At 28.3% G+C, this 26156-nt stretch carries 24 protein-coding genes; 22 read left to right on the forward strand and 2 right to left on the reverse strand.

The features are described from left to right. Nucleotides 1-11 precede the first annotated feature (11 nt). The 4 genes from Ccar_RS21520 to Ccar_RS21535 all read left to right on the forward strand — a co-directional run bounded on the left by Ccar_RS21520 (nucleotide 12) and on the right by Ccar_RS21535 (nucleotide 2814). Nucleotides 12-215 carry a hypothetical protein gene (locus tag Ccar_RS21520; RefSeq protein WP_007063782.1) on the forward strand — a complete coding sequence of 68 codons (204 nt, stop codon included), beginning with the start codon at nucleotides 12-14 and terminating at the stop codon, nucleotides 213-215. Nucleotides 216-236: 21 nt separating this feature from the next. Then, complete coding sequence (locus Ccar_RS21525; protein WP_007063781.1) at nucleotides 237-998, forward strand: hypothetical protein; 762 nt, start codon at nucleotides 237-239, stop codon at nucleotides 996-998. Between the two features lie 12 nt (nucleotides 999-1010). Further along, nucleotides 1011-2027 (forward strand): CotS family spore coat protein, encoded by a 1017-nt coding sequence (locus tag Ccar_RS21530; protein ID WP_007063780.1) that lies wholly within the window; start codon nucleotides 1011-1013, stop codon nucleotides 2025-2027. A gap of 202 nt (nucleotides 2028-2229) precedes the next feature. Beyond that, nucleotides 2230-2814 (forward strand): ECF transporter S component, encoded by a 585-nt coding sequence (locus tag Ccar_RS21535; RefSeq protein WP_007063779.1) that lies wholly within the window; start codon nucleotides 2230-2232, stop codon nucleotides 2812-2814. Between the two features lie 84 nt (nucleotides 2815-2898). Here the strand turns inward: Ccar_RS21535 and Ccar_RS21540 are convergent, their stop codons facing one another. Beyond that, nucleotides 2899-4023, reverse strand: coding sequence for a glycosyltransferase family 4 protein (locus tag Ccar_RS21540; RefSeq protein ID WP_007063778.1), 1125 nt, complete (start codon nucleotides 4021-4023; stop codon nucleotides 2899-2901). Between the two features lie 114 nt (nucleotides 4024-4137). On the opposite strand from Ccar_RS21540, the gene Ccar_RS21545 reads away from it, so the two are divergent. The 12 genes from Ccar_RS21545 (at nucleotide 4138) to spoIIR (ending at nucleotide 18480) form a co-directional block, all read left to right on the forward strand. Next, the gene (locus Ccar_RS21545; protein WP_007063777.1) at nucleotides 4138-5154 is read left to right on the forward strand and encodes a CotS family spore coat protein; all 1017 of its coding nucleotides are present in this window, start codon (nucleotides 4138-4140) and stop codon (nucleotides 5152-5154) included. A gap of 168 nt (nucleotides 5155-5322) precedes the next feature. Further along, entirely contained in the window at nucleotides 5323-6189 is an 867-nt protein-coding gene (yabG, locus tag Ccar_RS21550; protein ID WP_007063776.1) for a sporulation peptidase YabG, read from the forward strand. Between the two features lie 182 nt (nucleotides 6190-6371). Beyond that, complete coding sequence (locus Ccar_RS21555; protein ID WP_035775371.1) at nucleotides 6372-6608, forward strand: Veg family protein; 237 nt, start codon at nucleotides 6372-6374, stop codon at nucleotides 6606-6608. Nucleotides 6609-6982: 374 nt separating this feature from the next. Continuing rightward, nucleotides 6983-8542 (forward strand): DUF3794 and LysM peptidoglycan-binding domain-containing protein, encoded by a 1560-nt coding sequence (locus Ccar_RS21560; RefSeq protein WP_048030413.1) that lies wholly within the window; start codon nucleotides 6983-6985, stop codon nucleotides 8540-8542. 462 nt (nucleotides 8543-9004) lie between these two features. After that, on the forward strand, nucleotides 9005-9826 hold the full coding sequence (locus Ccar_RS21565) for a cyanophycinase (protein WP_007061668.1): 822 nt from the start codon (nucleotides 9005-9007) through the stop codon (nucleotides 9824-9826). A 25-nt stretch (nucleotides 9827-9851) separates the two neighbouring features. Beyond that, nucleotides 9852-12467, forward strand: a complete 2616-nt coding sequence (gene cphA, locus Ccar_RS21570) for a cyanophycin synthetase (RefSeq protein ID WP_007061667.1) — start codon at nucleotides 9852-9854, stop codon at nucleotides 12465-12467. Between the two features lie 127 nt (nucleotides 12468-12594). Next, nucleotides 12595-13437, forward strand: a complete 843-nt coding sequence (gene ispE, locus Ccar_RS21575) for a 4-(cytidine 5'-diphospho)-2-C-methyl-D-erythritol kinase (RefSeq protein WP_007061666.1) — start codon at nucleotides 12595-12597, stop codon at nucleotides 13435-13437. Between the two features lie 304 nt (nucleotides 13438-13741). Beyond that, nucleotides 13742-13936, forward strand: a complete 195-nt coding sequence (locus tag Ccar_RS21580) for a CLC_0170 family protein (RefSeq protein WP_007061665.1) — start codon at nucleotides 13742-13744, stop codon at nucleotides 13934-13936. 48 nt (nucleotides 13937-13984) lie between these two features. After that, a complete protein-coding gene (locus tag Ccar_RS21585; RefSeq protein ID WP_007061664.1) occupies nucleotides 13985-15445 on the forward strand; it encodes a spore germination protein in 1461 nt (486 codons plus the stop codon). Between the two features lie 15 nt (nucleotides 15446-15460). Beyond that, complete coding sequence (locus Ccar_RS27500; protein ID WP_007061663.1) at nucleotides 15461-16573, forward strand: GerAB/ArcD/ProY family transporter; 1113 nt, start codon at nucleotides 15461-15463, stop codon at nucleotides 16571-16573. Continuing rightward, a complete protein-coding gene (locus tag Ccar_RS27505) occupies nucleotides 16563-17729 on the forward strand; it encodes a Ger(x)C family spore germination protein (RefSeq protein ID WP_007061662.1) in 1167 nt (388 codons plus the stop codon). The genes Ccar_RS27500 and Ccar_RS27505 overlap by 11 nt, the downstream gene beginning before the upstream one ends. 100 nt (nucleotides 17730-17829) lie before the next feature. After that, on the forward strand, nucleotides 17830-18480 hold the full coding sequence (gene spoIIR / locus Ccar_RS21600) for a stage II sporulation protein R (protein ID WP_007061661.1): 651 nt from the start codon (nucleotides 17830-17832) through the stop codon (nucleotides 18478-18480). Nucleotides 18481-18492: 12 nt separating this feature from the next. On the opposite strand, the gene Ccar_RS21605 is transcribed toward spoIIR, so the two are convergent. Further along, nucleotides 18493-19734, reverse strand: a complete 1242-nt coding sequence (locus Ccar_RS21605; RefSeq protein ID WP_048030415.1) for an MGDG synthase family glycosyltransferase — start codon at nucleotides 19732-19734, stop codon at nucleotides 18493-18495. A gap of 324 nt (nucleotides 19735-20058) precedes the next feature. Between Ccar_RS21605 and ypeB the strand changes: the two genes are divergently transcribed. From ypeB to Ccar_RS21635, 6 genes are all read left to right on the forward strand, one after another. Continuing rightward, nucleotides 20059-21423 (forward strand): germination protein YpeB, encoded by a 1365-nt coding sequence (gene ypeB / locus Ccar_RS21610; RefSeq protein ID WP_007061659.1) that lies wholly within the window; start codon nucleotides 20059-20061, stop codon nucleotides 21421-21423. A 158-nt stretch (nucleotides 21424-21581) separates the two neighbouring features. Continuing rightward, the gene (locus Ccar_RS21615; RefSeq protein WP_007061658.1) at nucleotides 21582-22565 is read left to right on the forward strand and encodes a DUF814 domain-containing protein; all 984 of its coding nucleotides are present in this window, start codon (nucleotides 21582-21584) and stop codon (nucleotides 22563-22565) included. 55 nt (nucleotides 22566-22620) lie between these two features. After that, complete coding sequence (locus tag Ccar_RS21620) at nucleotides 22621-23040, forward strand: YwiB family protein (protein ID WP_007061657.1); 420 nt, start codon at nucleotides 22621-22623, stop codon at nucleotides 23038-23040. Nucleotides 23041-23142: 102 nt separating this feature from the next. After that, nucleotides 23143-23451, forward strand: a complete 309-nt coding sequence (locus tag Ccar_RS21625) for a hypothetical protein (RefSeq protein ID WP_007061656.1) — start codon at nucleotides 23143-23145, stop codon at nucleotides 23449-23451. 301 nt (nucleotides 23452-23752) lie between these two features. After that, nucleotides 23753-25366, forward strand: a complete 1614-nt coding sequence (locus Ccar_RS21630) for a CTP synthase (protein ID WP_007061655.1) — start codon at nucleotides 23753-23755, stop codon at nucleotides 25364-25366. Nucleotides 25367-25678: 312 nt separating this feature from the next. Next, nucleotides 25679-26020 carry a hypothetical protein gene (locus Ccar_RS21635; protein ID WP_007061653.1) on the forward strand — a complete coding sequence of 114 codons (342 nt, stop codon included), beginning with the start codon at nucleotides 25679-25681 and terminating at the stop codon, nucleotides 26018-26020. Nucleotides 26021-26156 lie beyond the last annotated feature (136 nt).

Raw genomic sequence — 26156 nt, forward strand, 5'->3', positions numbered from 1 at the left:
GGAAAGTGTTTATGGCAGATAAAAAAGAATCTCATAAATTCAACAATGAAGATTTAGATAATGTAGATTTAGAAGAATATAAAAATAAACTAGATGATTTAAAGAGATCTGTTAAATCTTTAGAAAAAATTAAAAGAAAGAATAAAAAAATTAAAAAGATGGAAAGAAAAAAGAGAAAGATCTTAAAGGATATGAAAAGTAAGAAGCATAAATAATAATTCCAGGGAGGTTTGTTTGTGTATTGTAATAATGTTAATGACACATTTATAAAGTATTTGCAGTCAAAAGGAATTTATCGTGTGGAAAACTTTTCGGAGAAAATTAAATATAAAGATATAAATATGGAAGTTATAAAAAAACAAGTTTATATAATAAATGAATTTCACGCTAAAACTTTAGGTTATACAGGATATATGAATAAAAGACTTAGTAACAATATTGGAAGAGTAGTGGAACAATATAAGGTTCATATAAAAAAATTTAATAGGGATTTAAAAAAAATACAGCAAAATGGTGCAGATAACGAACTTGATAAAATACTTTTGAAAAATGGAGAACTTTACTTAGAAAGAGCACAAAAGTGTATTGAAAATATATATAAAAATGATTATATAGATTTAATAATGAGAAGTACAAAAAGAGTAGAAATGTGTGTTGGAAATACTTATTTTAACAACTTAAGGAAGTTGAAAAATATAGAAGTTAAAAATATTGAAGGTTGCTGCTATAACATGGTTGAAATGGATTTGGCTTGTTTTTTAAATAAAGTTAAAAGAAAAGGATTAGAAGTTGATTTTCATAGCTTAATAAGTGAATTTTGCAGTTTAGAAGATTTAAATACAAGTAGTGCTAAGTTTATTTTGGCTATTATATCATATCCTTATGCATTTATGAAATGGTGCAGTAAATATAGAGATAAAAATGAAAATTTTAATGAAAAAGAATTCTATTTAAAATTACAAAAAGCCATAAAGGAAGATGGAAATAGCCTAATTTAAAGAGGTGTTAAAATGGTAGAAAAATATAATGAAAAAAGATATTTAGCTAGATATGATTTGTGTGTAGATTTATTTAATGAATTTAATTTAGCTGTTTATGATGTTGCACCATTAAGAAGTGTTTATATGGTATCTACAGATAAAGGGCAGAAGATATTAAAAAGAGCAGAGTATACAGAAGAAGAGTTAAAGTTCATATATAATTTATCTCAATATATAAAAAATAAATTTTCAAGAGTTATGGATTTTGTTAAAAATAAAAATGGTGAGATTTATACCATATGGAATGGCAATATGTATTACATTATGGATATGGTTGATGGAACAGAATGTGATTTTAGTAGTCCTGTAGACTTAAATATTGCAGCGCAAGGACTTGGAGAACTTCACTTAGCTTCAGAAGGATTTAAAACTAATTTATCTAATAGATATAATACTGGTAAACTTATAGATCGTTTTAAAAGAAGAATTCAAGAAATGAACTTTTTTAATAGTATAGCTAGTGCTCATGAAAATAAAAGTGAATTTGATGAAATATTTATAAAAAATGTAGAATATTATATTAATGAAATAGAGAAAAGTGTTAATATGCTAGAAAAATCTTATTATTATAAACTTTGTGGAGAAGAAGATAAGATAGTGGTATGCCATCATGATTTAGCACATCATAACATATTAATAAATGGTGGTAATGCTTATTTCATAGATTTTGATTACGCTTTAATAGATTTGAAGGTACATGATTTATGTAATTTTATAAATAAAGTAATAAAAAATTTTGCATTTGATATAGAAAAAGCTAAAGAAGTAATAAAAAATTATTCTATGAAAAATGTTTTAAATAATAGAGAAATAGAAGTACTTAATGCTATGTTAACTTTCCCGGATGATTTTTATAATATATCTAAAGCTTACTATACAAAGTGTAAGGACTGGGATGAAAATACATTCCTTGAAAGGTTGAAGAGAAAGAATGGATATAAAGAAGATAGACAGGAATTTTTAAATGAATTTAAAAAGTTAATTTAAAAAGTTAAAGAAGTAAATTATACATCAATTTACTTCTTTAACTTTTTAATGTACGTTTGTAAATAACTTATTGAATTTCTAATAATCATGTGATAAAATTTTAACCGTCAGTATTTATTATGAAACTGAACATTTATGTTTAAAGTTCTATTGAATTTTCGACTTATATCCAAATAATGGAATGAGAGCGAGGTAATAAGAAATGACTGAGAGAATTTCAACAAGAGGAAAATTTAAAACTAGACAAATGACAATAATAGGAATGTTGTCTGCAGTAACTATAATTCTAGGTGCTACGGGTCTTGGATTTATTCCTATTCCGCCATTTAAGACCACAATCATGCATATTCCAGTAATAATAGGAGGTATAGTTGAAGGACCAGTAGTTGGTGCTTTCATTGGATTGATGTTTGGAATTTTTAGTATTGTACAAGCTATTAACACTCCAACTCCAGTGACATTTATATTTTTAAATCCTATTATTGCTATATTGCCAAGAATGTTAATAGGAGTCACATCTTATTATGTTTATAAGCTAATATGCAAAAAATCTCAAGGTTTTGGGGTAATAGCAGGTACTATAGTAGGATCTTTTACAAATACATTAGGTGTATTGGGGTTGATTTATATTATATATATAAACGCCTATGCTAATGCTTTACACATAAGTTATAAAGCCGCAGTAAATACGCTTTTAGCCTTAGTTTTAAATGGATTTATATCAGCAGGTACAGCTGTTATAATTTGTTTGCCAATAATAGTCTCATTAAAAAAGTTAAGAAAATAACTTTATTTAATTTAAGATTTTCATAAATAATACTGATATAAACGGCAAGGTATAATACTTGTCGTTTTTTATTATAATATACTTTTAACAGTTTAAAGTTTTATTATATGCTGATAGGGTTTGTTTTGCGGTTTTTTCCCAAGATAATTCTGATGATCTCATAAGTCCTGAAACTATGAGATTCTCTTTTAAATTTTTATCATTTAGTATTTTGAGTATGGAATTGCTTAATTCGTCAATATTATTAGGATCAACTAATAAACCACTATTACCTAATACTTCAGGAACAGATGTGCAATTAGAGCCTATTACAGGTACTCCACAGGACATAGCTTCAATAGGAGGAAGACCAAAACCTTCATAAAAAGAAGGATAAACAAACAATTCAGATGCATTGTATAAGTAAGGCAAATGATCTATTGAAATAAAGCCAGGAAAAATTACTTTATCAGATATATTTAATTGTTCCACTCTTTTTTTATAAGTATCATAAGATTTCCCCTTTTTGCCTGCTATGACAAGCAGCAGGTTCTTTTTATAAGAATGTAATACTTTACTGAAGCTTTCTATAAGGCCAATAATGTTTTTCCTAGGACTAAAGCCTCCTACATATAGAATAAAATCATTGTCTATGAAATAATGTTTTTTAATAATATCTTTGCTTAAATTTTTATTTAATGGCTTATATATATCTTCTGCAGCAAGATGAGTTACATATATTTTATCTTCAGGGAAGTTAAAGGCTTCAATTATATCTTTTTTAGAGTGGTTAGACACAGTAATTATTCCATCACATTGAGAAACAGTCATAGGAATTTGCTCTGAAAAAATTTTTAAATATCTATCACTTACTGTTTCTGGCATTTTGTATGGAATTACATCATGAAGAGTGATAATAAAATTGCATTTTTTATCATAAGGAAGCCCAACCCCATTTTGAGGTATATGATAAAGTTCTATATCTTTATGCTCTAAAATATTTGGAATGTTTATTTCATTCCAAAAATTTTCGCCCATTTTTTTGCTAATGCTATTTATTTTAAAATTATTTTTAAGTGGTATGGTATATTTTGAGTTGTCAGGGGTAAAAAGTAAGTAATTATTTATATTATCAATTCTGTTTAAACAATTAATTAATTGGTAAGTATAAGTACCTATTCCAGTTCCTCTATACCATTTTGCTGCCCGGGCATCAATTCCTATTTTCATAAGATTGTTCCTTTCAAATTTGTTATAATCTATTATATTAAAATCCCCCTAAAAATGTTAATAATCTTCTAAATTACATTTTTACTTCATATAAATTTAATAGGGGTGATTAACATGATGAGAGAGTTTGAAATAGAAAGACAATTCAACATCAAAATTGAAAATATAAAGCCAAATAGAGGAGTATATTTATTAAAAACGGATCAAGGTACAAAGTGTTTAAAAAAAATAAACTATGGAACACAAAAACTTTTATTTGTTTATGGGGCTAAGGAACATTTAATACAAAATGGTTTTCCTAATGTAGACAAATATTGCTTAAATGTAGATGGAAGCCCATATGCGATTATAAATGAAGATATATATACTCTTTCACAGTGGATTGATGGAAAAGAATGTGATTTTAAAAATAAAGAACATTTAGTTAAGGCTGCTAAAAGTTTAGCATGTATGCACATAGCTTCAAAAGGATACGAACCACCTGAGAATAGCAAGCTAAAAACAGATTTGGGAAGATGGCCTAATCTAATAGAAAAAAGAGTGAGATCAATGGATAAAATGCGTGATATGGGAAGAAAAAAAAGTGTTAAAAGTAAGTTCGATTTAAATTATATGAAAACAGTGGAATTTTACAAGGATCTTGGCAAAAGAGCTTTGAATGTAATTTTAGAATCAAATTATATGGAATTGTGCAAAAGTGCTGAAGAAGAAAAATCATTTTGTCATCATGACTTTACTTATCATAATATAATAATTGATGAGAAAGATGAAATAAATGTAATAGATTTTGATTATTGCAAAAGGGAAATAAGAACCTATGATATATCAGCTTTTATTATTAAGGTGTTAAAAAGATTGGATTGGAATATTGATTTTGCTAAACTTATAATTGATTCTTACAATGAAATCAGTCCGCTAAAGGTTGAGGAATATAGGGTTTTATTTGGCTTTTTACTATTTCCTCAAAGATTTTGGAGATTAGCAAATAGGTACTACTATAGTGAGGTAAATTGGCCTCTAAATACGTTTAATAATAAAATGGAGGAATTGATTTCTGAACAGGAAAAGTATATTAATTTTATTAACAAATTCAATGAGATATATATTGAAGATCAAAATAAAAGCATATAAAATCTTTAATAGACATATGGAGCATTGAAAATTAACAATGATGCTAATATGTCTATTTTTGTTTTAGTATTATTTAAAGTTTTTATTTTTGCCATGCATAGTTAAAATTCACCATTTTACAAGAAAAACATATTATATATCATAGTCTTATATTATGAGGGGTTGTATATGAAAATAGATGATATAGTTGTTAGAAAATCATATGGAAAGGATATTACTTTTAAGATTATAGATATAAGGGAGAATCATGGCAATACGATTTATACATTAAAAGGAATAAATTTAAGAATAATTGCAGACTCCCCAGAAGAAGATTTAGAAATTGTGCCTGATAATTCACAAACAGAATCAGAAGAAGTATTTAGCAGAAAAGTAAATGTATCAATTAAAAATGTTTTATCAAACAGGCATGAAATTGATAGAGCATATAGAAGTGTGAGAGCAGTTGATATTTCTAACAAGGAACTTACATTTGGAAGGCCAGGAAGGATATTGCATATAGATGGAGATCCAGAATATTTGGATGTATGCCTTAAGGTATATAAGCAACTTAAGTTAGATGTAGTAGGTAAAAATATTGCTGAGAGTGAGCAGCCTAAGTTTATAGTTGATTTGGTAAAAAAAGTAAAGCCTGATATAGTTGTCATTACAGGACATGATTCTGTAAGTAAGGATGTTAAGGATTATATGAATTTGGATAATTATAAAAATTCAAAATACTTTGTTAAATGTGTGTCAGAGCTTAGAAATTATGAAGCTAGTTATGATGATTTAATTATATTTGCAGGGGCATGTCAATCATGTTATGAAGCTATATTAGACGCAGGTGCTAATTTTGCAAGTTCTCCAAGAAGAGTATTAATACATTGTTTAGATCCTGTATTTTTATGTGAAAAAGTAGCTTACGCTAATATAGAAAAGGTAGTGTCTATACAAGAAGCATTGCAAAATACTATAACTGGTACTAAAGGAATAGGAGGATTACAAACGAGAGGTAAGTATAGAGAAGGATTTCCTAAGTCATCTTATGCATAAATTTTATGATTTTTAAAAATAGTTGTATATATGAGGAACTGTAAGGGAATAATACCTAAAGTATTAAAAAATTAAATATTTTAGACAGTTAACAAAAAATTAATATTGACAAAACAAATTGTTAACTGATAAAATAAAATGTTTAGTTGACATTATATATGTTAGGATATATAATATAAAATGTGGAAAGAGGAAATGTATTGGCTTCAATAAAGAAAGATATTGAAGGTCATGTTGGCGATAAAGTGACTCTAAAAGCAAATGGTGGTAGAAGAAAAGTTTTTGTAAACAGTGGAATAATTGAAAAAGCCTATCCTAGCATATTTGTAATTAGATTAGAAAGTGACACCCAGAGGAAAGTGACTTATAGTTATTCGGATGTTTTGACAAAGACAGTGCAACTTGTTTTTGCAGTATAATATTGGTACTAAGTTTTAGTACCAATTTTTTTTATTTTTACGGTTAATAAAAATTTAAATATAGCTTGTATAATTAAAAGAAAGATGGTGGGTTTCCATCTTTCAACTATGGTATAAAAGGGTATTGAGAATTTATGAGAGGTTATATGGTCAACAACCATTTTAAATATTACCCCAAAATTTTGCAAATGTCAATATAGATAAACATTATGCGACAGTGTTAATAAAATAAAGTAATAAAAATGATGAATATTGTAATAGATTGGCTCTATATCTTTATTTATTTGTTTAAAAACAGTATAAGTTTTTATCATATTTTTCACTTACTGTTTATATAAATAAATAGTAGGTTTTTATGGGAGGGAGATACAATTATGGATATGGAGCTGATTAGAGAAAATATAGAATGTGAACAGCTGTTAACAGAAAATTTTTGTGATACAGTAGTTAAATCTGAATATGTTATACCGGATACGCATCCTGATGTTAGTCAGGTATTAATGCTTGATGCTAAATCATGTATTGTAAGTAAAGAAATAATGCAAGACAAAATTTTGGTAGAAGGAGAAGTAAAATATACAGTAATTTATTTGGCAAATGAGGAGGAAGGTACAGGGATTTATAGTACAAATTATACAGGCAGATTTTCTAATTATGTAGACGTACCTGGAGCTGAACATAAGATGATGTGTGATTGTGATTCTTATATTGAACATATAGAATGTAGTATAGTTAATGAAAGAAAGGTAGCTATTGAAGGAATTATAAAATTAAAAGCGGAAGTATTTAAGAATTATGATTTTAAAGTTATAAAAGACATTACAGGTTCTCAGGACATACAAATGTTAAAAAACCCTACAACTATGGATAAAATAGTTGGAACAGTTTCCGGGGATTTAGTAGCAAAAAGCCACATTCAAATTCCTATGGATAATCCTCAGATAGGCAATGTATTGAAATGTGATGTTAAGGTTCATAAAAAGGGAACTAAGATTATGGAGGAAAAAGTTTCAGTTTCTGCTGGGGTATTAGTATCGCTGCTTTATAGAGCAAAAGATTCTAAAGATATAATATATATTGAGGATGATGTTGATGTAAATAAGGAACTAGAATTAAAAGATGTAAATCCTATGATGGACAGCTATAGTAGTTTTAAAGTAGATGCAATGGAGTTTAATGTAAAGGAAGATGATTTAGGAGAAAATAGGATAGTTGATGTAGAGGCTATAGTAAAATCAAATACAAAAGTTATGTATAAAGAAGAGATGGATATAATAGAAGATGCATACTCACCTTATGAACTTATGAATATGGATAGAAAAGACTATCAAGTTAATGTTATGCATGGACATTCTAATTGCAAGAGCATGGTAAAGGGTACTGTTGAACTAAGTAATAAACCTAAAGTATCAAAAATAATTATGTGCTGTGGAGAAGCTTGCATTACAGATAAAAAAATAGTAGAAGATAAAGTAATTGTAGAAGGAGTTTTAAATGTAGAAGTATTATATAGAACTTTTGATGAGGAAAAGTATGTATACACAGTTAATGAAGAGGTACCATTTAATTATGGGGTAGATATACCAGGATGTAAGATTGATATGCAGTGTATAGCAAAAATGGGTCTTGAAAATTTGGAGGCCTCCATTGAATTGGATAATATAGAAATAAAAGCTTTAGTAGATATATATGCTAGAGTTAATTATTCAACACATAAAGAACTTTTAGTGGATATAGTTCCTGTAGAAGGAGAGATTCCTAAGAAAAGTGCAAGTCTTACCATTTATGTTGTGCAGCATGGGGATACTATTTGGAAAATAGCGAAAAAGTATCGTACAACAATAGAATCATTAGTAGAACTTAATGAAATAGAAGATGCAGACGTGGTAAAGGTTGGAGATAAACTTATAATACCAGGAAGAGCAATAATATAAAAAATGCGAAGCATTTTTTATAGGACAATTGACAGAGGACAGAGGACAATGAAGGTGAGTTTTCCTCCTTATGTCAGAAAACTAATTTGTTTTTAAGCTTGTTTTGCTAACGCAAAATAAACTTCGAATTCATATAAGTCAGCAATGTTTCACTTTAGTGAAACGAGTAATTTAAAATTTAATTAAAGATTTTTCGTAGCGCAGCGGAGAAAAATCCTCCTTCATTGTCAATTGTCCTCTGTCATATGTCCTCTCAAAAAAGTTGCTTTGCATTATGCCTAAAATCGTGGATTTCCACGATTTTTTTGTGTGTATAATAATTAAAAATGTGGTAAATATATAAAATATCTATGAAATAATTTTTAATAGTTTGTTCAAACATTTAGAAGAATTTATCTCTCTGCTTAGTACAAAATATGAGTATTGAAGTAATAACTGTTGGATGAAGAGGAGGCATATGATTTGAATTTAGAAGAAAAATTAGAAGGAAATTTGATAATAATAGGTGGCGCAGAGGATAAAAAGGGTCCTAAAATAATATTAAAGGAAGTATGTAATAGATTAGATAAAGAGGAAAGTACATTAGTAATAGCTACTATTGCTTCAGAACTACCAGAGGAACTTGGAAATGAATATACAAAAATTTTTCAACAATTGGGAGTAAGAAACATAAAAGTTTTAAATATAAGAGATAGAAAAAGTGCTTTTGATAAAAATAATATAGAAGTTATAGATAATGCTTCTTTAATTTTTTTTACAGGAGGAGATCAATTAAGAATAACTAGTTTAATAGGAGGAACGCCTTTATATGCAAAGATGAAAGAAGTTTATGAGAAAAAGTGTATATTTGTAGGAACTTCAGCTGGAGCTTCAGTTATGAGTGATACTATGATAGTAACAGGACCTAACGAAGAATCACCAAGAAAATGCACATTAAAAATGGCGCCTGGATTAGGTTTAATCAAAGGAGTAATAATAGATCAACATTTTGCACAAAGAGGAAGAATAGGTAGGTTACTTGTTGGAATAGCAGAAAATCCTCAAAGTTTAGGAATAGGTATAGATGAAGATACTGCAATTGAAGTTTATGATGATGGAAAATTTAAGGTTATAGGCTCTGGAGCTGTATATATAATAGATGGAAGTTGTATAAGTTATAGTAATGTTTCAGAACAGCATCCAGATGATATATTATCTATCTTTGATGTGAAGTTGCATATACTTAAGTGTGGAGATATCTTTGATTTAACAAATAAAAAACCCATTAGTAAATTTGATATTTAAATATAGGAGGAAAATATATTCAAAAATGAAAATAGACGAGATTAAAGTTTTTAGTGGTAGAAATATATATTCTCATAGAAAATGCATAAAAATTAATGTGGATTTAGAAGGATATAGGGATATTCAAACTAAGGAAATAAAAAATTTTAATGAAAGATTAATTGAAATGATTCCTCAGTTAAAAGAGCATAGATGTGGTATAGATGAAGATGGAGGGTTTGTAAAAAGAATCAAAGAAGGGACATATCTTGCACATGTTTGTGAACATATTATAATAGGGTTACAAAACACTTTAGGTATGGAGGTTTCTTATGGAAAGGCTAGAGAAATATCTGGAGATAAATACTATATAATATATGAATATATGTATAAAAATGTGGCTATAGAAATAGGTAAAATGTCTGTAGCATTAATAAATTCATTAATAAATGGAACAACATTTAATTTAGAAAATGACTTAAAGTTGTTAAAAAGTATGTTAAGGGAAGAAGAGATTGGACCAAGTACATTAAGTATAATAACAGAGGCTAAAAAGAGGGGTATACCTGCTATAAAATTAGGGGAAGGTAGTATGTTTCAATTAGGTTATGGAAAGTACAGTAAAATCATAGAAGCAACTATTGATGGCGATACTAAAGCTATAGGAGTGGATATAGCTTGTGATAAATTATTGTGTAAAGAACTGTTATACAATCAATGTTTACCTGTAGCAGAAGGTGGTGCAGTAAGGAATGCCTTAGAACTGCTATTTAAAGCCAATAGGATAGGGTATCCAGTGGTTTTGAAACCAAGATATGGAAACCAGGGAAAAGGTGTATTCGTTAATATAAAAAATGAAGAAGAACTTGTTAAAACCTATAGAATGTTATCTGAAAATTTTAAGGACATAATTATTGAAAAAAATATATTTGGAAAAGATTATAGAGTATGTGTTGTAGATTATAAAGTAGTGGCAGTATCTGAAAGAATGCCTCCTTATGTCATAGGAGATGGAATAAAAAGTATAAAACAGCTTATATATGAATTAAATAAAGATTCAAAAAGAGGGGAAGGTCATGAAAAACCGCTAACTAAAATAAAAATAGATGAAGAATTAAAGTTAAGTATTTTAAAAAAAGGCTATAATTTAGATAGTGTTATAGAAAAGGGGGAAAAATTAGAGTTAAGAGAAAAGGCTAATTTATCTACTGGTGGAGAGGCAATAGATTGTACTGATGATATGTGTGAAGAAAATATAGAAGTATGTGAAAGAACAGCCAAAACTATAGGGCTTGATATATGTGGTATAGATATATGCTGTAGCAATATAAGTGAACCTATAGGAGATGGAGCTATAATGGAAGTAAATGCAGCACCAGGGATAAGGATGCATCATTATCCAAGTAAAGGTTTAAGTAGAAATGTGGCAGGTACTATAGTGGATATGATGTTTAAGGATATTCCAACAAGCATACCTGTTATATCTGTAACAGGTACAAATGGAAAAACTACAACAACGAGGCTTATAGGACATGTGATGACCTTAGCAGGATATAATGTTGGAATGACCACCACAGGAGGTATATATGTAGACAATAAATGTATAGAGAAAGGTGATACTACAGGATACAATAGTGCCAGAGTTATTCTTGGTAATAAAGAAATAGATGCTGCAGTATTAGAAACAGCTAGAGGTGGTATAATAAGAAAAGGACTTGCCTATGATTTAGCAGATGTAGGGGTTATTACAAATATTACTGAAGATCATTTAGGTATAGATGGAATAGAAACTATAGAAGATTTAGCATATGTAAAATCATTAGTTGCAGAAGCAGTAAAGGATGATGGGTATGTAGTTATAAACGCAGATAATCCTGTTAGTCTTAAAATTTTAGATAGAACTAAAAGCAACATAATTATGTTTTCAAAAAATAAATATAATCCTGCGCTTGTAAAAAATATAAAGCAGGGTGGATGTGGTATATATACAAATGAAGGTACTATATATGTTGAAAAACAAGAAAAAGTAGTACCTATGGTAAAAATTCAGGATGTTATGATTACACTAAATGGTAAATTAACATATAACATAGAAAATGCTATGGCTGCTTGTGCGGCACTTATAGGACTGAATATTAAATATTCTGTTATAAGGAAAGGATTAACTAGTTTTTATGGAGATGAAAATTATAATCCAGGAAGATTTAATATGTATGAAATAAATGGAGTGAAAGTTGTATTAGACTATGGTCATAACATAGAGGGGTATAAGGCTGTAATTAATGGAGCTAAAGAGATAAAGCATAAAAGGTTAATAGGGGTAATAGGTGTCCCGGGAGATAGAACTAATAGCAGTACAGAGTATATAGGTGAGATTTCTGGAAAAAGCTTTGATTACATTTATATTAAAGAGGATAAAGATAGGAGAGGAAGAAAAGTAGGTGAAATTGCAGATATAATAAAGAAGGGTGTTGTAAACTCCGGTTTTAATGAAAGAAAAATTAATGTTATATTAGATGAGAAAGAGGCTTTAAAAAAGGCTATAGAGGATTCAGTAGAAGGAGATTTAATTATAATATTTTTTGAAAATTTAGATCCTTTAGTAAAGTTGGTAAAAGAAAAAATAAATATGGATAAAAAGCAGCTTGCAGCAACATTTTAGATAGAGGTTAAATCTAATAAATTAAAGCTATACCTTTAAAAATAAATTTTTAAAGGTATAGCTTTAATTTTAATCTTGTATTATACTATTTTTTAGTATTATATTTATGTGCTTCTGGAGGATAGAAATGTTAATAAAGGCTTATGCAAAAGTTAATTTATCATTGGACGTAGTGGGAAAAAGGGAAGATGGTTACCACATTTTGGAAATGATAATGCAGACTATAGATTTATATGATTTAATAAACATTAAGAAAACTAATAAAGGTATTAATATAAGTTGTAATAAGCAGTATGTACCTACGGATGAGAGAAATTTAGCGTATAAAGCAGCAGAGCTGTTCATGAAAACTTATAATATATGTGAGGGCGTAGATATTTACATAAAGAAATATATACCTGTTGCAGCTGGATTGGCAGGAGGAAGTACAGATGCAGCAGCAGTGTTAAGGGCTATGAGAAATATGTATAGACCTGATATAAGTGATGAAAAGATTATGAAATTAGGATTAAACATAGGAGCAGATGTACCTTATTGTGTTGTTGGAGGAACAGCACTTTGTGAAGGTATAGGAGAAAAGGTTACAAAACTTAATAGTTTTAAAAACCACATTTTAGTTGTAGTAAAGCCAGCTTTTGGAGTATCTACGAAAGAAGTATACAAAAGTTTGGATATAAATAAAATAAAGAGGCATCCTGATACAAATTTATTAATATCAAGTATAGAAGCTAATAATTTAAATACATTAGCAAGGAATATGAAAAATGTGTTAGAAAATGTTACTTTATATAAACATGTAGTATTAAAAGATATAAAGAAAGAAATGATTAATATGGGAGCACAAGGTGCACTAATGAGTGGCAGCGGACCTACGATATTTGCATTTTTTAGTGATATGTTAAAAGCTCAATTGTGCTATGATAAAATGAAGAAAAAGTATAGGGAAACTTTTATAACAAGAACAATTTAGGCATCTGAAAGAAAATAATTAGTCCAGATGCGACGTATATTTTGCGTCAGACAAGGAGGCAGGTTCCTTAGATAGTGAACCCTATCTAAAGGTTCTGCCGACGCCGCATGACACAAAATATACTAGCAGGTGGACTTATTATTTTTTTGAAGATGCCTTAATGTTAATACTCAATAAGGAGATATATAAAATTAGAAATTAATTTCTAGTTTTATATATCTCTTTTATTTTTTGTATTATGAATAAATAGTTTTATAAAAGTTAAAAATAAGCTAAGATTACCTAAAAAATTAGAGGTGATACAGTGAGAATAATAAAAATATTTAATGGCTATTTTTTGATTTTGATGATTATACAAGGATTAGTACTAGCTTTTTTTGATTCAAGAAGTTTTAGCAGAAGAAATTTAAGAGATGTAAGTAAAATGGCAAAATTTTTAGGTATAAGTTTTATTATAATGTCTGTTTGTCTTTATTTAGTTAGCACATTTACAGTGTAAAGTTATACTCAAATTTCTGTATTAATTAATTTAAGGAAGTGATGACCGTTGAAAGAAGAAATAAGAGATGAAATAGTTAAAAAAGTTAGTGATAACATTTCTTATATAAAAGATTTGTTAAAAGGAAGTTCTGATATAGTTTATAGGGAATTTTACATAGGAGAATTTAAGTCTGCATTAGTATATGTAGATGGCATGGGAGATAAGGTACTTCTAGATGATTTTGTGCTAGAAACACTTATGATTAGAGGAAGTAGGGTAGCAAAAGTAGAGGAAATAAAAAATAGAATACTAACAGTTTCTGACTTGAGAGAAGTAAAAAAACTTAGTGAAGGTATTAATGCAGTACTTTCTGGAGATACATTAATGTTCATTGAAGGGCTTGAAATTTGTTATATTATATCTACTCGTGCTTGGCCTGCTAGAGGTGTATCAGAACCATCTGGGGAAACAGCAATAAGGGGAGGCAGAGATGGATTCACAGAAATTGTAAGATTTAACACTGCATTGATTAGAAGAAGAATAAGAGATACTAGATTAAAAATATCACCTAAAAGCATAGGAACAAGATCTAAAACTGATGTAGCAATAATGTACATTGATGATATTGTAAATAAAGATGCACTAGAGGAGCTTTTAAAGAGGATAGATAAAATAAATATAGATGCTGTATTAGATAGCGGATATATAGAACAACTCATAGAAGACAGTACATTTTCTGTATTTCCACAAATACAGAGTACAGAAAGACCAGATGTGGTGGCGGCAGCACTATATGAAGGGAGAATAGCTATATTAGTAGATAATTCTCCATTTGCAATTATAGTGCCTACAACTCTGCCTAATTTGTTTCAAGCACCAGATGATTATTATCAAAGATGGATTCATGGATCAGTAGTAAGACTTATAAGATTTTTTTCAATAATTATATCGCTAATACTTCCATCATTATATGTTGCAGTTACATCATTTCATACATCTATAATTCCTACAAAATTGGCTTATTTTATTGCAGCATCTAGAGAAGGTGTGCCTTTCCCAGCTTTTGTAGAAGCATTAATTATGGAGGTAAGCCTTGCTTTTTTACTTGAGGCTATAGCAAGATTACCTAAACCTATAGGAGCAACTATTGGTATAGTAGGTGGTCTTATAATAGGTCAGGCAGCTGTAACAGCGGGAATAGTAAGCCCAATAATGATAATTATAGTATCTATTACTGCAATAACAAGTTTTACAACTCCTAATTATCAAATTACATCGGCTTTTAGAATATTGAGATTTCTACTTATAATAGCAGCATCAATATTAGGTCTTTATGGAATGATGATAGGATTAATATGTATACTTATACACTTAGTAAGGCTTAGAAGTTTTGGAGTGCCTTATTTGGCCCCACTAGTTAATCCTCAAATAAGTGATTTCAAAGATATGTATATAAGATTTCCACTGAAATGTTTTAAGAAAAGACCAGAATATATGGATACAGGAGATAAAGTACGACAAAAATAGAGGTGAATACATTTTATGATTAATAAAAATTTTATTACGTCTTATGGATTATTTTCTACGGTTGTTGTAACCGTTGTAGGAATAGGAATATTCGCTTATCCTAGTGAATTAGCTGCTATTGTTGGTAATGATGGATGGATTGTAACTTTATTGGCTGGATTTATAGCTTATGTATTAGCATATCTTATATATAAAGTGGTTAAGATCAATAACTTTAATAAATTTCTTAACTTAATGGAAAATAATTTTGGAAAGATATTTGGGGGGATTTTATCAATAATTTTTGTAGCTTATACTACATTTTCAATGTCAATAGGAATGAGGTCTTTTGTAGAAGTAATAAAAATGTATCTTTTAGAAAAAACACCTACTGAATTTTTGATTGTAGTAACTATAATTACAGGAAGTTATCTTATAAGAGGTGAAATTGATAATTTAGTAAAATTTAATGAAATTGCCTTTGGAATAATGTTTTTACCTATAATTTTGATACTTTTATTGACTTTAAATCATTTGGATTTTACAAATATTTTTCCCATATTCAACAATGCTCCAATAAATTACTTAAAAGGGATGAATGCTGCAGTATTTACATTTACGGGGTTTGAATTGATGTATTTATTCTTACCATTTGTAAAAAACAAAGCTGGAATAAAAAAATGTATATTAAAAAGTATTGGTTTTGTAACAGCATTTTATACAATTATAGTAATATTTTGCATAGCAATTTTTTCAAAGGCTCAAACAGAAACTTTGTTATGGCCAACTATAACCATGGTAAAATCTATAAGTATACCTGGAGCTTTTATAGAGAGATGGGAAGGTATAGTAATGGCTATGTGGATAATATTTTATTTTACAACATTCATTAATTATTATTATTTTTCTGCGGATATAGTTAAGGATGTATTTAGGTTGAAAGATGTAAAATTATCAATGTTGATTATAGTTCCTTTTATATATGCTATAGCAATGTACCCACAAAATATAGCTGAGCTTTATGAAATGGGGAGAACAGGAACGCATGCATTTGCAGTATATGTTTTGATTGTACTTCCTTTATTATTACTTTTAATAAATAAAGTTAGAGGTAACCAAGAAAGGGGGGGTGAGCAAAATGAAACTTAAAAAATTTATACCGTTAATATTGATTTGCTGTATTTTTACTGGATGTTGGGACAAAGTTGAAATAGATAGAAAAAGTTTTATATCTATTATAGGCGTAGATGCTGGGGAACAAATAGATAAAAAACCTAAAGAAGTAAAGTCGGATGATCCTTATAATGGTGCCAATGTTAAAAGGCTGCATGTTATTTTAGGATCTCCAGATATAAGTAAATTAGGACCAGATAAGGGTGGAACAGCTGAAGATATATATGTAGACACAGATGCTTATTCAATGGAAGATGCCATAAGCAAGGCTAGTGCTAAAACTAGCAGGATTATAAAATTTAGTCATATGAAGCTTTTGGTATTAAGCAGTGAAATTTTACAACATCCAGATACTTTAAAAGAGGTAGTAGACTATTTGCAAAGGCAAGCTTCATTGGATAGGATGATGAATGTAGTTATAGCAAAAGGAAAAACAGAAGATTACATAAAATATAAATCCAAAACAGAAAAGAATGTTGAAAGTTATATAGCTGGTTTAATGGAAAATGACGCAGGAAATGCTGTATTACCTGTAACATTAAATAAATTTCTTGTTTCATTAAATGAAAATGGTAATATAGTACTACCAGCTATGGAGATAGATAAAGATAAAAAAGAACTCAAAATAAGTGGAGCTGGTATAATAAAAGACTATAAATTAAAGGGATATTTATCACCTATACAAACTGTTAATTTACAAATATTAAAGGGGAAACTTCATGAGGGTAAGAAGGCAATATATAAGGATGGGCATCCTATAGATGTTTCTTTTAATAGTGCAGGTAGAAAAATAAGAGTAAAGGATGTTGATGGAAAACTTATATTTGATGTGTATCTTAATTTGGAAGGAGAACTAAAAGAGTATCATATAGATAGTAATTTAGCTTCCAAAAATGAATTAAGTCTTATAGAAAATGATTTTAATAAATCACTAAAGGAAGAATGTGAACAATTAATTAGAATTACTCAAAATGAATTTCAAGTAGATCCATCAGAATTCAAAGAATATGTAAGAAAGTATCATCCTAAAATTTGGAGTCAAAAGAAGAAGAATTGGCCTGAAGCATATAAAAATTCAGTAATAAATGTTGATATAACCACAAAGATAAGAAGAATAGGAGTATCAAAATAGATACAGTTCTTGGAATTAGGATAAATATAGTTAAGGTGAATATAACTAAAATATATGTCAATAATACTAATAACAAATTATAAATGGGGGATAAAAAATTATGAAAAAGGTTTTAGTTATTTTTATTTGTATTTTAGGCATATTTTCCTTAACTGCTAATAAGACAAAAGTAAGTGGTGATTCTGTTCAAAAGGACATAGCTTCTAAAATTATAAGATTTCATGTAATAGCAAATAGTGATTCAAAAAGTGACCAAGCTCTTAAATTAAAGGTTAGAGATAAAGTTTTGGAATATATGCAGCCCAAATTAAAAAGTTCCAAAAGTATAGATGAATCCAGAGAAATAATTAGAAAAAGTAACAATGAAATAATAACAATAGCAGAAGATGTAATAAAGAAAAATGGATACAATTATGCGGTTAAAACCACATTATCCAATGAAAATTTTCCTATAAAAACCTATGGCAATATAACATTGCCACAGGGAAAATATGAGGCTTATAGAATAATCATAGGAAATGGTGAAGGCCAAAATTGGTGGTGTGTAATGTTTCCACCTTTATGTTTTATTGATATTACAAAAGGAGAAGTTTCTTATAAGGAAACAGAGAAAGATATGAAAAAGGTGTTATCTCCTGAGGAGTACAAGATGATAGATAATCAAATAAGCAATTCTGGTGATAAAAATAGTATAAAAGTTAAGTTTAAGATTTTAGAACTATTAAAAAATAAGAAAAGTCCAGTACAGTAAATACTGGATTTTTTAGTTATTTGCAAAAATTTTAATGGCTGTTTTCATAAAGTATTCTTCAACAGATTTAAAAAATGTTTTAATATTGTTATCTTTTTCATAATCTTTATTAAAGTTTTTTAAACCTGAAACGCTTTTATTTCTTATTAAGTATTTTATGAGTTCCACTATTTTGTCGCCACTATCAGGCTTTGAAAATTTACTGCAGTTTGTTTTCATAGCTGTCAATTTATCTTCAAACTGTAATAAGTTTTCTATGATTTCTTGACATTTACTAGTATCAGATAAATTAATAGCTAAATTGTGCTCTAAAAGAAACCCTGCATTTTTTTCTTCTTGCCCTGGAATTGGAGAAAAAATTCCTAAAGGGATTCCGCATATAAGAGCTTCTGTTATTGTAAGCCCACCGGGTTTAGTTAAAAGTAAATCACAAGCTTGCATATATTTATTGACTTTGTCAGTAAATCCTATTATTTTAGTAGGCTTAATTGAAGATTGTTCTAATGTTGATAGTTCATTATAAAGTTTTTCGTTTTTACCTGTTATTACAATTATTTGGATATCTTTATTTACTTTATTAAGTTCATGGTATACATCTGTAATTTTACCCATACCTAAACTACCACCCATAACTAGGATAGTAAATTTGGAAGGACTCAAGTTTAGTTCCTTTAGAGTGTCATCTCTTTTATATTTGTCCATAAAGCTAGGGTTTACAGGTATACCTAAATCGTGAATTGTGTTTCTTGGTATTCCTTTGGATACCATGTCTTCAACCATGTCTTTGTTTGAGACTACATAAGCATCTATGTAAGAATGTAACCAAGATCCATGGGGATAATAGTCCGTAATTATGGACATAACAGGTATATTTAAATTATATTTAGCTTTCATTATAGATACCATTTCTGTTGTAAATGGATGAGTGCATATCAAAATGTTAGGAGAAAATTCATCAATTAATGGTATTAGTTTGTAAGTCATTATTTCATTAAACTTAGCACTAATAGTATTAGTAATTCCATAATCTCCTTCTGAATAATTATATAATTTTCCATAAAGAGAAGGAGTAACTTTTAAAGTTTTTAAATAACTTCCAATTACTACCTTATCAATTATCGGATTTATATATTTTAATGTATCTATAATTTTTATTTCTGAATCAGGAATTTTTAAATTTATATAATCTTTTAGTGCCTCTGCAGCATGACCGTGTCCTCCACCTGCAGAAACTGAAAGAATCAAAAATTTCATTTAATCACCTTCTGGTTAAGTATGTAATAACATTATATAAAATATAAGCGCAATAATAAACAAGTTTAGATAACATTTAAGAAAAAATTAATATTAAGTAAGAAAAATTTAATGTTAAGATAATATGTTTATATACTATATATTGTAATTCAAAAGTTTATTTATAGTTATAATTTTTTACTATTATTTAATTTATTTTTGACTCTAAAATATGGTTTTATTCATAATGTTTAAGAAAATAACTACATAATGAATAACAATTAATTAAATATGGATAATATAAAATAAGTTGTATTTAAAATAAGTATTTTAGGAGGAGTTTTTATGAAATTTACTAGAAAGAGAATAATATATACATCTGTAGTTGCATTAATAGTAGTTTTTTCAAGCACTTTTGCAATTCTTATGACTCTTGAAAGAACGGATTATAGGAATTATCTTCAAGGGGAATATAGTAAAAATATGTATGACCTTATAAATTCAGTGCAAAACATAAGGGTAGATTTAGGAAAAGCAAATGTAGTTGGATCTAGGGAGCAAAGTATAGTTGTATTTGAAGATATATTCAGATACTCAGCTATAGCAAATGATAAACTTCATTCTTTACCAATATCCCAGCAGGTTATAGGTGATACAAGTAAATTTATATCTCAAGTAGGAGACTTTTGTTATACTTTAGCTAAAGTATCTTCTGAAGGAAGAGAACTAAACGAACAAGATTATAATACGATAGACAGGTTGAAAAACGAATCTTTTTCATTGGAGAAGCAATTAAAAACAGCATCTGATGAAATAAATAATGGTAAGGTTAAGTGGGGAGATATAAGAAAGAAAACTAGCAGTGTTCTTGCTAGTAATAAAGAACCATTAATAAGTGAACAGTTCCAAGGTATACAAAAACAAGTAACTCAATATCCTGCATTAATTTATGATGGACCATTTTCAGATAATGCTTTAAAAATAAATCCTAAAATAAATTCCGAAAAGCAAATTTCACAAAAAGAAGCAGAACAAGTAGTTACTAAAATTATAGGCAAAGACAAAATTCAAGCTGTACAATTAAAAGCTAGTACAGGAAAACAAAATATAGACACATATAGATTCCAGGTAACTATTAAGGGGAGAAAGAATAGTGATATAATTTGTGAAATAAGTAAGCATGGTGGAAAGGTAGTATATTTGCTTGATAATAGAACTATAAATAAAACCAATATAGACTTTAATAAATCTGTTGATATTGGAACTAAGTACTTACAAAACATAGGATATAAAAATATGATTCCTACATATACGCTAAATTATGGAGACACTGCTCTAATAAATTATGTATACAAACAGCAGAATGTTATAATGTATCCAGATCAAATAAAATTAAAAATAGCTTTAGATGACGGCAGCATAGTAGGAATAGAGTCTGAAAAGTACCTTACATCCCATGAAGAAAATAGAAATATACCTACGATTAAAGTAAGTCAAGATCAAGCAAGAGGAAGAGTCGGTAAAAGGCTTAATATAACCAATGTAAGACTTGCCATGGTTCCAACAGAAACAAATAAGGAAGCATTATGCTATGAATTTTCAGGAAATTATAAAGAGGATAATTTTATAGTATATATAAATGCAGAAACTGGATATGAGCAAAAAATAGTTCAAATTATAAATACTCCAAATGGTAAACTTACAATGTAAGCAGTGATATAATTTAAAATTCTTTATAGTTTTGCAAAAAATATATGATTAACAAAATTAAGCTATTGATAAAGTGCTGAAAATTAACTAAACTATTACTTAGAAGTTTTAAAAATAAAAGCAGGACTAATTTTATAGTCCACAGGAAAGGTGATAGTATGACAAAAGCACTTGCAATGATGTCTGGAGGATTAGATAGTACATTAGCAGCAAAACTTATGAAGGATCAAGGAATAGAAGTAATAGGAATATGTTTTAAATCTCATTTTTTTGGAGCTGATAATGCCATAAGAATGGCTAAACAGATAAATATGCCTTTGGAAGTTGTTGACTTTTCAGAAGAACATTTTGAAATGGTTAAAAACCCAAAACATGGGTATGGAAAAAATATGAACCCTTGCATTGACTGTCATGCAATGATGATGAATTATTCAGGTAAAATGCTAGAAAAGTATGAAGCTGATTTTATAATAACAGGTGAAGTTTTAAATCAAAGGCCTATGTCTCAAAATAAAAGCTCATTAGATGTAGTAAAAAAGGAATCTGGATTTAGTGATAAAATATTGAGGCCATTATGTGCTAAAAATCTTGCTCCAACAAAGATGGAATTAGAGGGATTAGTCGATAGGGAAAAACTTATGGACATATCAGGAAGAAGCAGAAAGGTTCAAATGGCATTGGCAGAAAAGTGGGGTATAAAGGATTATCCATCGCCAGCTGGAGGCTGTAAACTTACTGAACCTAACTATGCAAAAAGATTAAGAGATCTTTTAGATAAAAAAGAAGATATAATTGCTAGCGATTTAGGAGTTTTAAAATATGGAAGACATTTCAGGGTGTCAGAAAAAGCTAAAATTATTTCTACAAGAACTGCAGAAGAAGCACAAGAAATAAAGCAATACTTAACTAAAAAAGATATGATATTTTTGGCAAAGGATTTTAATGGCTCTATGGTTATAATAATAGGAGAAGCAACTGAAGAAGATATAGAATTTGCAGCAAAGATCACTGGAAGGTATTGCAAAGGAAAAAATGAAGAAAGAATAGAAATTAAATATGGATATTATAAGCAACCTTTGGATAAATTTATGGAAGTTAAAGCTGCTACTGAAGAAGAAATAAGTAAATATATATTGCCATAAATGATGAAGTTAAAGGTTATGTTTTAAAGGTTAGTACTATGGAGGGGGGGATTTTATGAAAAAGAAAGCTATTATATCTGTATTAAGTAAGCAAACGGAAGATACAGATGATGTTATTGAAGTAGTAACGCCAGGAAACTTTTATAAAAAGGATGACACCTATTATGCTATTTATAAAGAAACTAAAATTTCGGGAATGGAAGGTACTACAACTACCTTGAAAATAAGTGAAGATAAATTTTCACTTATAAGATCAGGAAGTACTACTAGTAAAATGGAATTCTATAAAGGAAAAGAAGATATATCTATGTATGATACTCCTTATGGAACATTAGAATTGAAAACTCAAACAAACAAATTAATTGTTAATTTAGATGATGATGGTGGAGAAATACTTATAGATTATATTATGAGTATATCTGGACATAAACCTCAAAATACATTATTAGAAATAAATATAAAGACGCAGCAATGATAATATGCTGCGTTTTTTACTTTAGGCATATTAAGGTTTATAAATTGAAGATTGTGGCAATATTATTACTAATTATATAAACTAAATGGGAAGGTGAGTATTATGTCTAATTATTTTAATGATAAAAGGGGACAATATGAAAAGATAATAAATATTTTATGTGAATACAAAGGCATAAATAGAGAAAAATTATTGGAAATATTAAAAGATAAAGAATGTAAATATCTTTTTTTTCTATTGATAAAAAAGTATGGATGTGATGACATGAAGATGATACAACAAGACTTTCCAAGTATAAATACAAAAAACATAAATAGTAATTTTAGAAAAGCAAGAGAAAAGATATTATTAAATACAAAGATAAGAAATATGTATTTTGAAGCAGAGAATGTATTAGAAAAAATAGAATAAAATATTTTTTAAAAGAAAGATAAAAAAAGTGTGGCATAACAAATAAAAGTGTGGTAGTATATTAAGTATGTTTTAAAACATAAAAATACCATTATATAATGTATAGGGTATTTTTTATTATAAAACTAATAAAAAAGTTTGTCAACAAATATTTTAGCATAATTGAATAAAAGTTTAACATAAGCAGCAGACTTATATTTATAGTTTGCTGAGAAGTGTTTTTCTCTCAAAGGAAGAAGAGAAAACTAAAAATATTATAAAACATAGGGGGTGAAGACTGCTTTTTTAAGCAGGAAGTTTTATGAGCACAAAATACGTATTTGTAACTGGAGGAGTAGTATCCTCATTAGGAAAAGGAATAACAGCAGCTTCGTTAGGAAGACTTTTAAAGAATAGAGGATTTAAAGTTTCAATTCAAAAGTTCGATCCATATATAAATATAGACCCAGGAACAATGAGCCCATATCAACATGGTGAAGTTTTTGTAACGGATGATGGTGCAGAAACGGATTTAGATTTAGGACATTATGAAAGATTCATTGATGAAAGTTTAAGCAAGAATAGTAATGTTACTACAGGAAAGATTTATTGGTCTGTAATTTCGAAAGAAAGAAAAGGAGATTACTTAGGTGGTACTGTTCAAGTAATTCCCCATATAACTAATGAAATAAAATCAAGAGTGTATAGAGTTGGAAAAGAAAGAGATGTAGATGTAGTTATAACTGAAATTGGTGGAACTATAGGAGATATAGAGTCATTACCGTTTTTAGAAGCTATAAGACAGATAAAATATGATGTAGGAAGAGAAAATGTTTGCTTCATACATGTTACTCTTGTACCATACCTTGGAAAATCAGGCGAGCTTAAAACAAAGCCTACTCAACATTCAGTAAAAGAATTAAGAAGTATAGGAATACAGCCAGATATAATAGTTTGTCGTTCAGAAAAACCTCTTTCTGATGATTTGAAAGAAAAGATAGGTTTATTCTGTAATGTAGATAGGGATGCTGTAATTCAAAATTTAGATGCAGAAAATTTATATGAAGTTCCTTTAATGCTTAGTAAAGAAGGATTAGATAATTTAGTTTGTCGTAAGCTAAATTTGCAGAGTAAACCAATAGACAATACAGAATGGATTAGCATGGTAGACAGAATTAAGAACCTTTCAAAAAATGTTACAATAGGTTTAGTTGGAAAGTATGTTGAATTACATGATGCATATATATCAGTAGTTGAAGCCTTAAGTCATGGTGGATATGCTAATGATGCTAATGTAAATATAAAATGGATAAATGCAGTAGATGTTACTTCTGAAAATGTATCAGAGTATCTAAAAGATGTGGATGGAATTTTAGTTCCTGGTGGATTTGGAGATAGAGGAGTAGAAGGAAAAATAGAAACAGTAAGATGGGCTAGACAAAATAATGTACCTTTCCTTGGAATATGTCTTGGAATGCAATGTGCTGTAATAGAATTTGCTAGAAATGTAGTAGGATATAAAGAAGCTCATAGCTCAGAGTTTAATGAAGATACAAATTATCCTGTAATTGATTTAATGCCAGATCAAAAGGATATAGACGAAAAAGGCGGTACTATGAGGCTTGGAGTTTATCCATGTAAGCTTTCAAAAAATACTAATTCCTTTGATGCTTATGGCGAAGAAGTTATATATGAAAGACATAGACATAGATATGAATTCAATAATGAATACAGAAAAGCGTTAACAGATGCAGGCCTTATTTTATCAGGAACAAGTCCGGATTCTAGACTTGTTGAAATTGTTGAAATAAAGGATCATCCTTGGTTTGTAGCAGTTCAATTTCACCCTGAATTAAAATCAAGACCTAATAGACCACATCCTTTATTTAGAGAATTTATAAAGGCGTCTTTAGGCAATATTGATGTTGAACTTTAATTAAAAATATTACATTGTTTTTTAAATTGTATATAATTACGTTAATATAAAACCTGTTTGGTTAAAATTTATTATTACTATTTGCACAAATATAAGTGTAACATATAGTAATGCTAAAATAAGTTTTGGCTAAATAGGTTTTTTATTTTCTTTATTTCAATTTTAAAAAGTATTTTTAGCAGGCTATTTTTGTGTTTCTTTAAGAAAAATGTTGCATGAAAATAATAATTGTAGAATTTTCATGAAGGATTTTAATGATATGTATAGAAATAATATATATAAAACTTTGTGAAAAGGGAAGGGGTGACTTTTATGTTATTAGATATGGATATAAGTATTGCATTGAAAAATTTTAGTGGGTCTTATGATGTTAAAAATTTTTCTCTATTTGAAGCAAGCAAAATTAGTGAAAGATTCCCTTCTTTAAAATTAAAAACTGTTAATAAAGGAATCAGTATTGAAATAAAGTGTCCTATCTGTGAAGGCTTTCATTATTATAGATATAGTTTTAACGAGCTTATAAAAAGGGAATTAATAGTTGGAGGATGTGAAGCATTGGGGATTCCTCTGTTTTATATAGGAAATTACGATAAAGTTAAACAAAGAGTAGATAGATGCAATAATGTTAATAGAAGTTTATATGCTATGATGTAGATAAATATCCAAGTAAATTAAAAATTTACTTGGATATAATATTTAATGTGAAAAATGTGGATTAAAATAAAAAAAAGGGGTATAATGTATTGTACGGTATATTCTTTTAAATTGGAATTCTCTTAAACGTTTCCCT

The sequence above is a fragment of the Clostridium carboxidivorans P7 genome, assembly GCF_001038625.1.
Taxonomy (GTDB): domain Bacteria; phylum Bacillota; class Clostridia; order Clostridiales; family Clostridiaceae; genus Clostridium_AM; species Clostridium_AM carboxidivorans.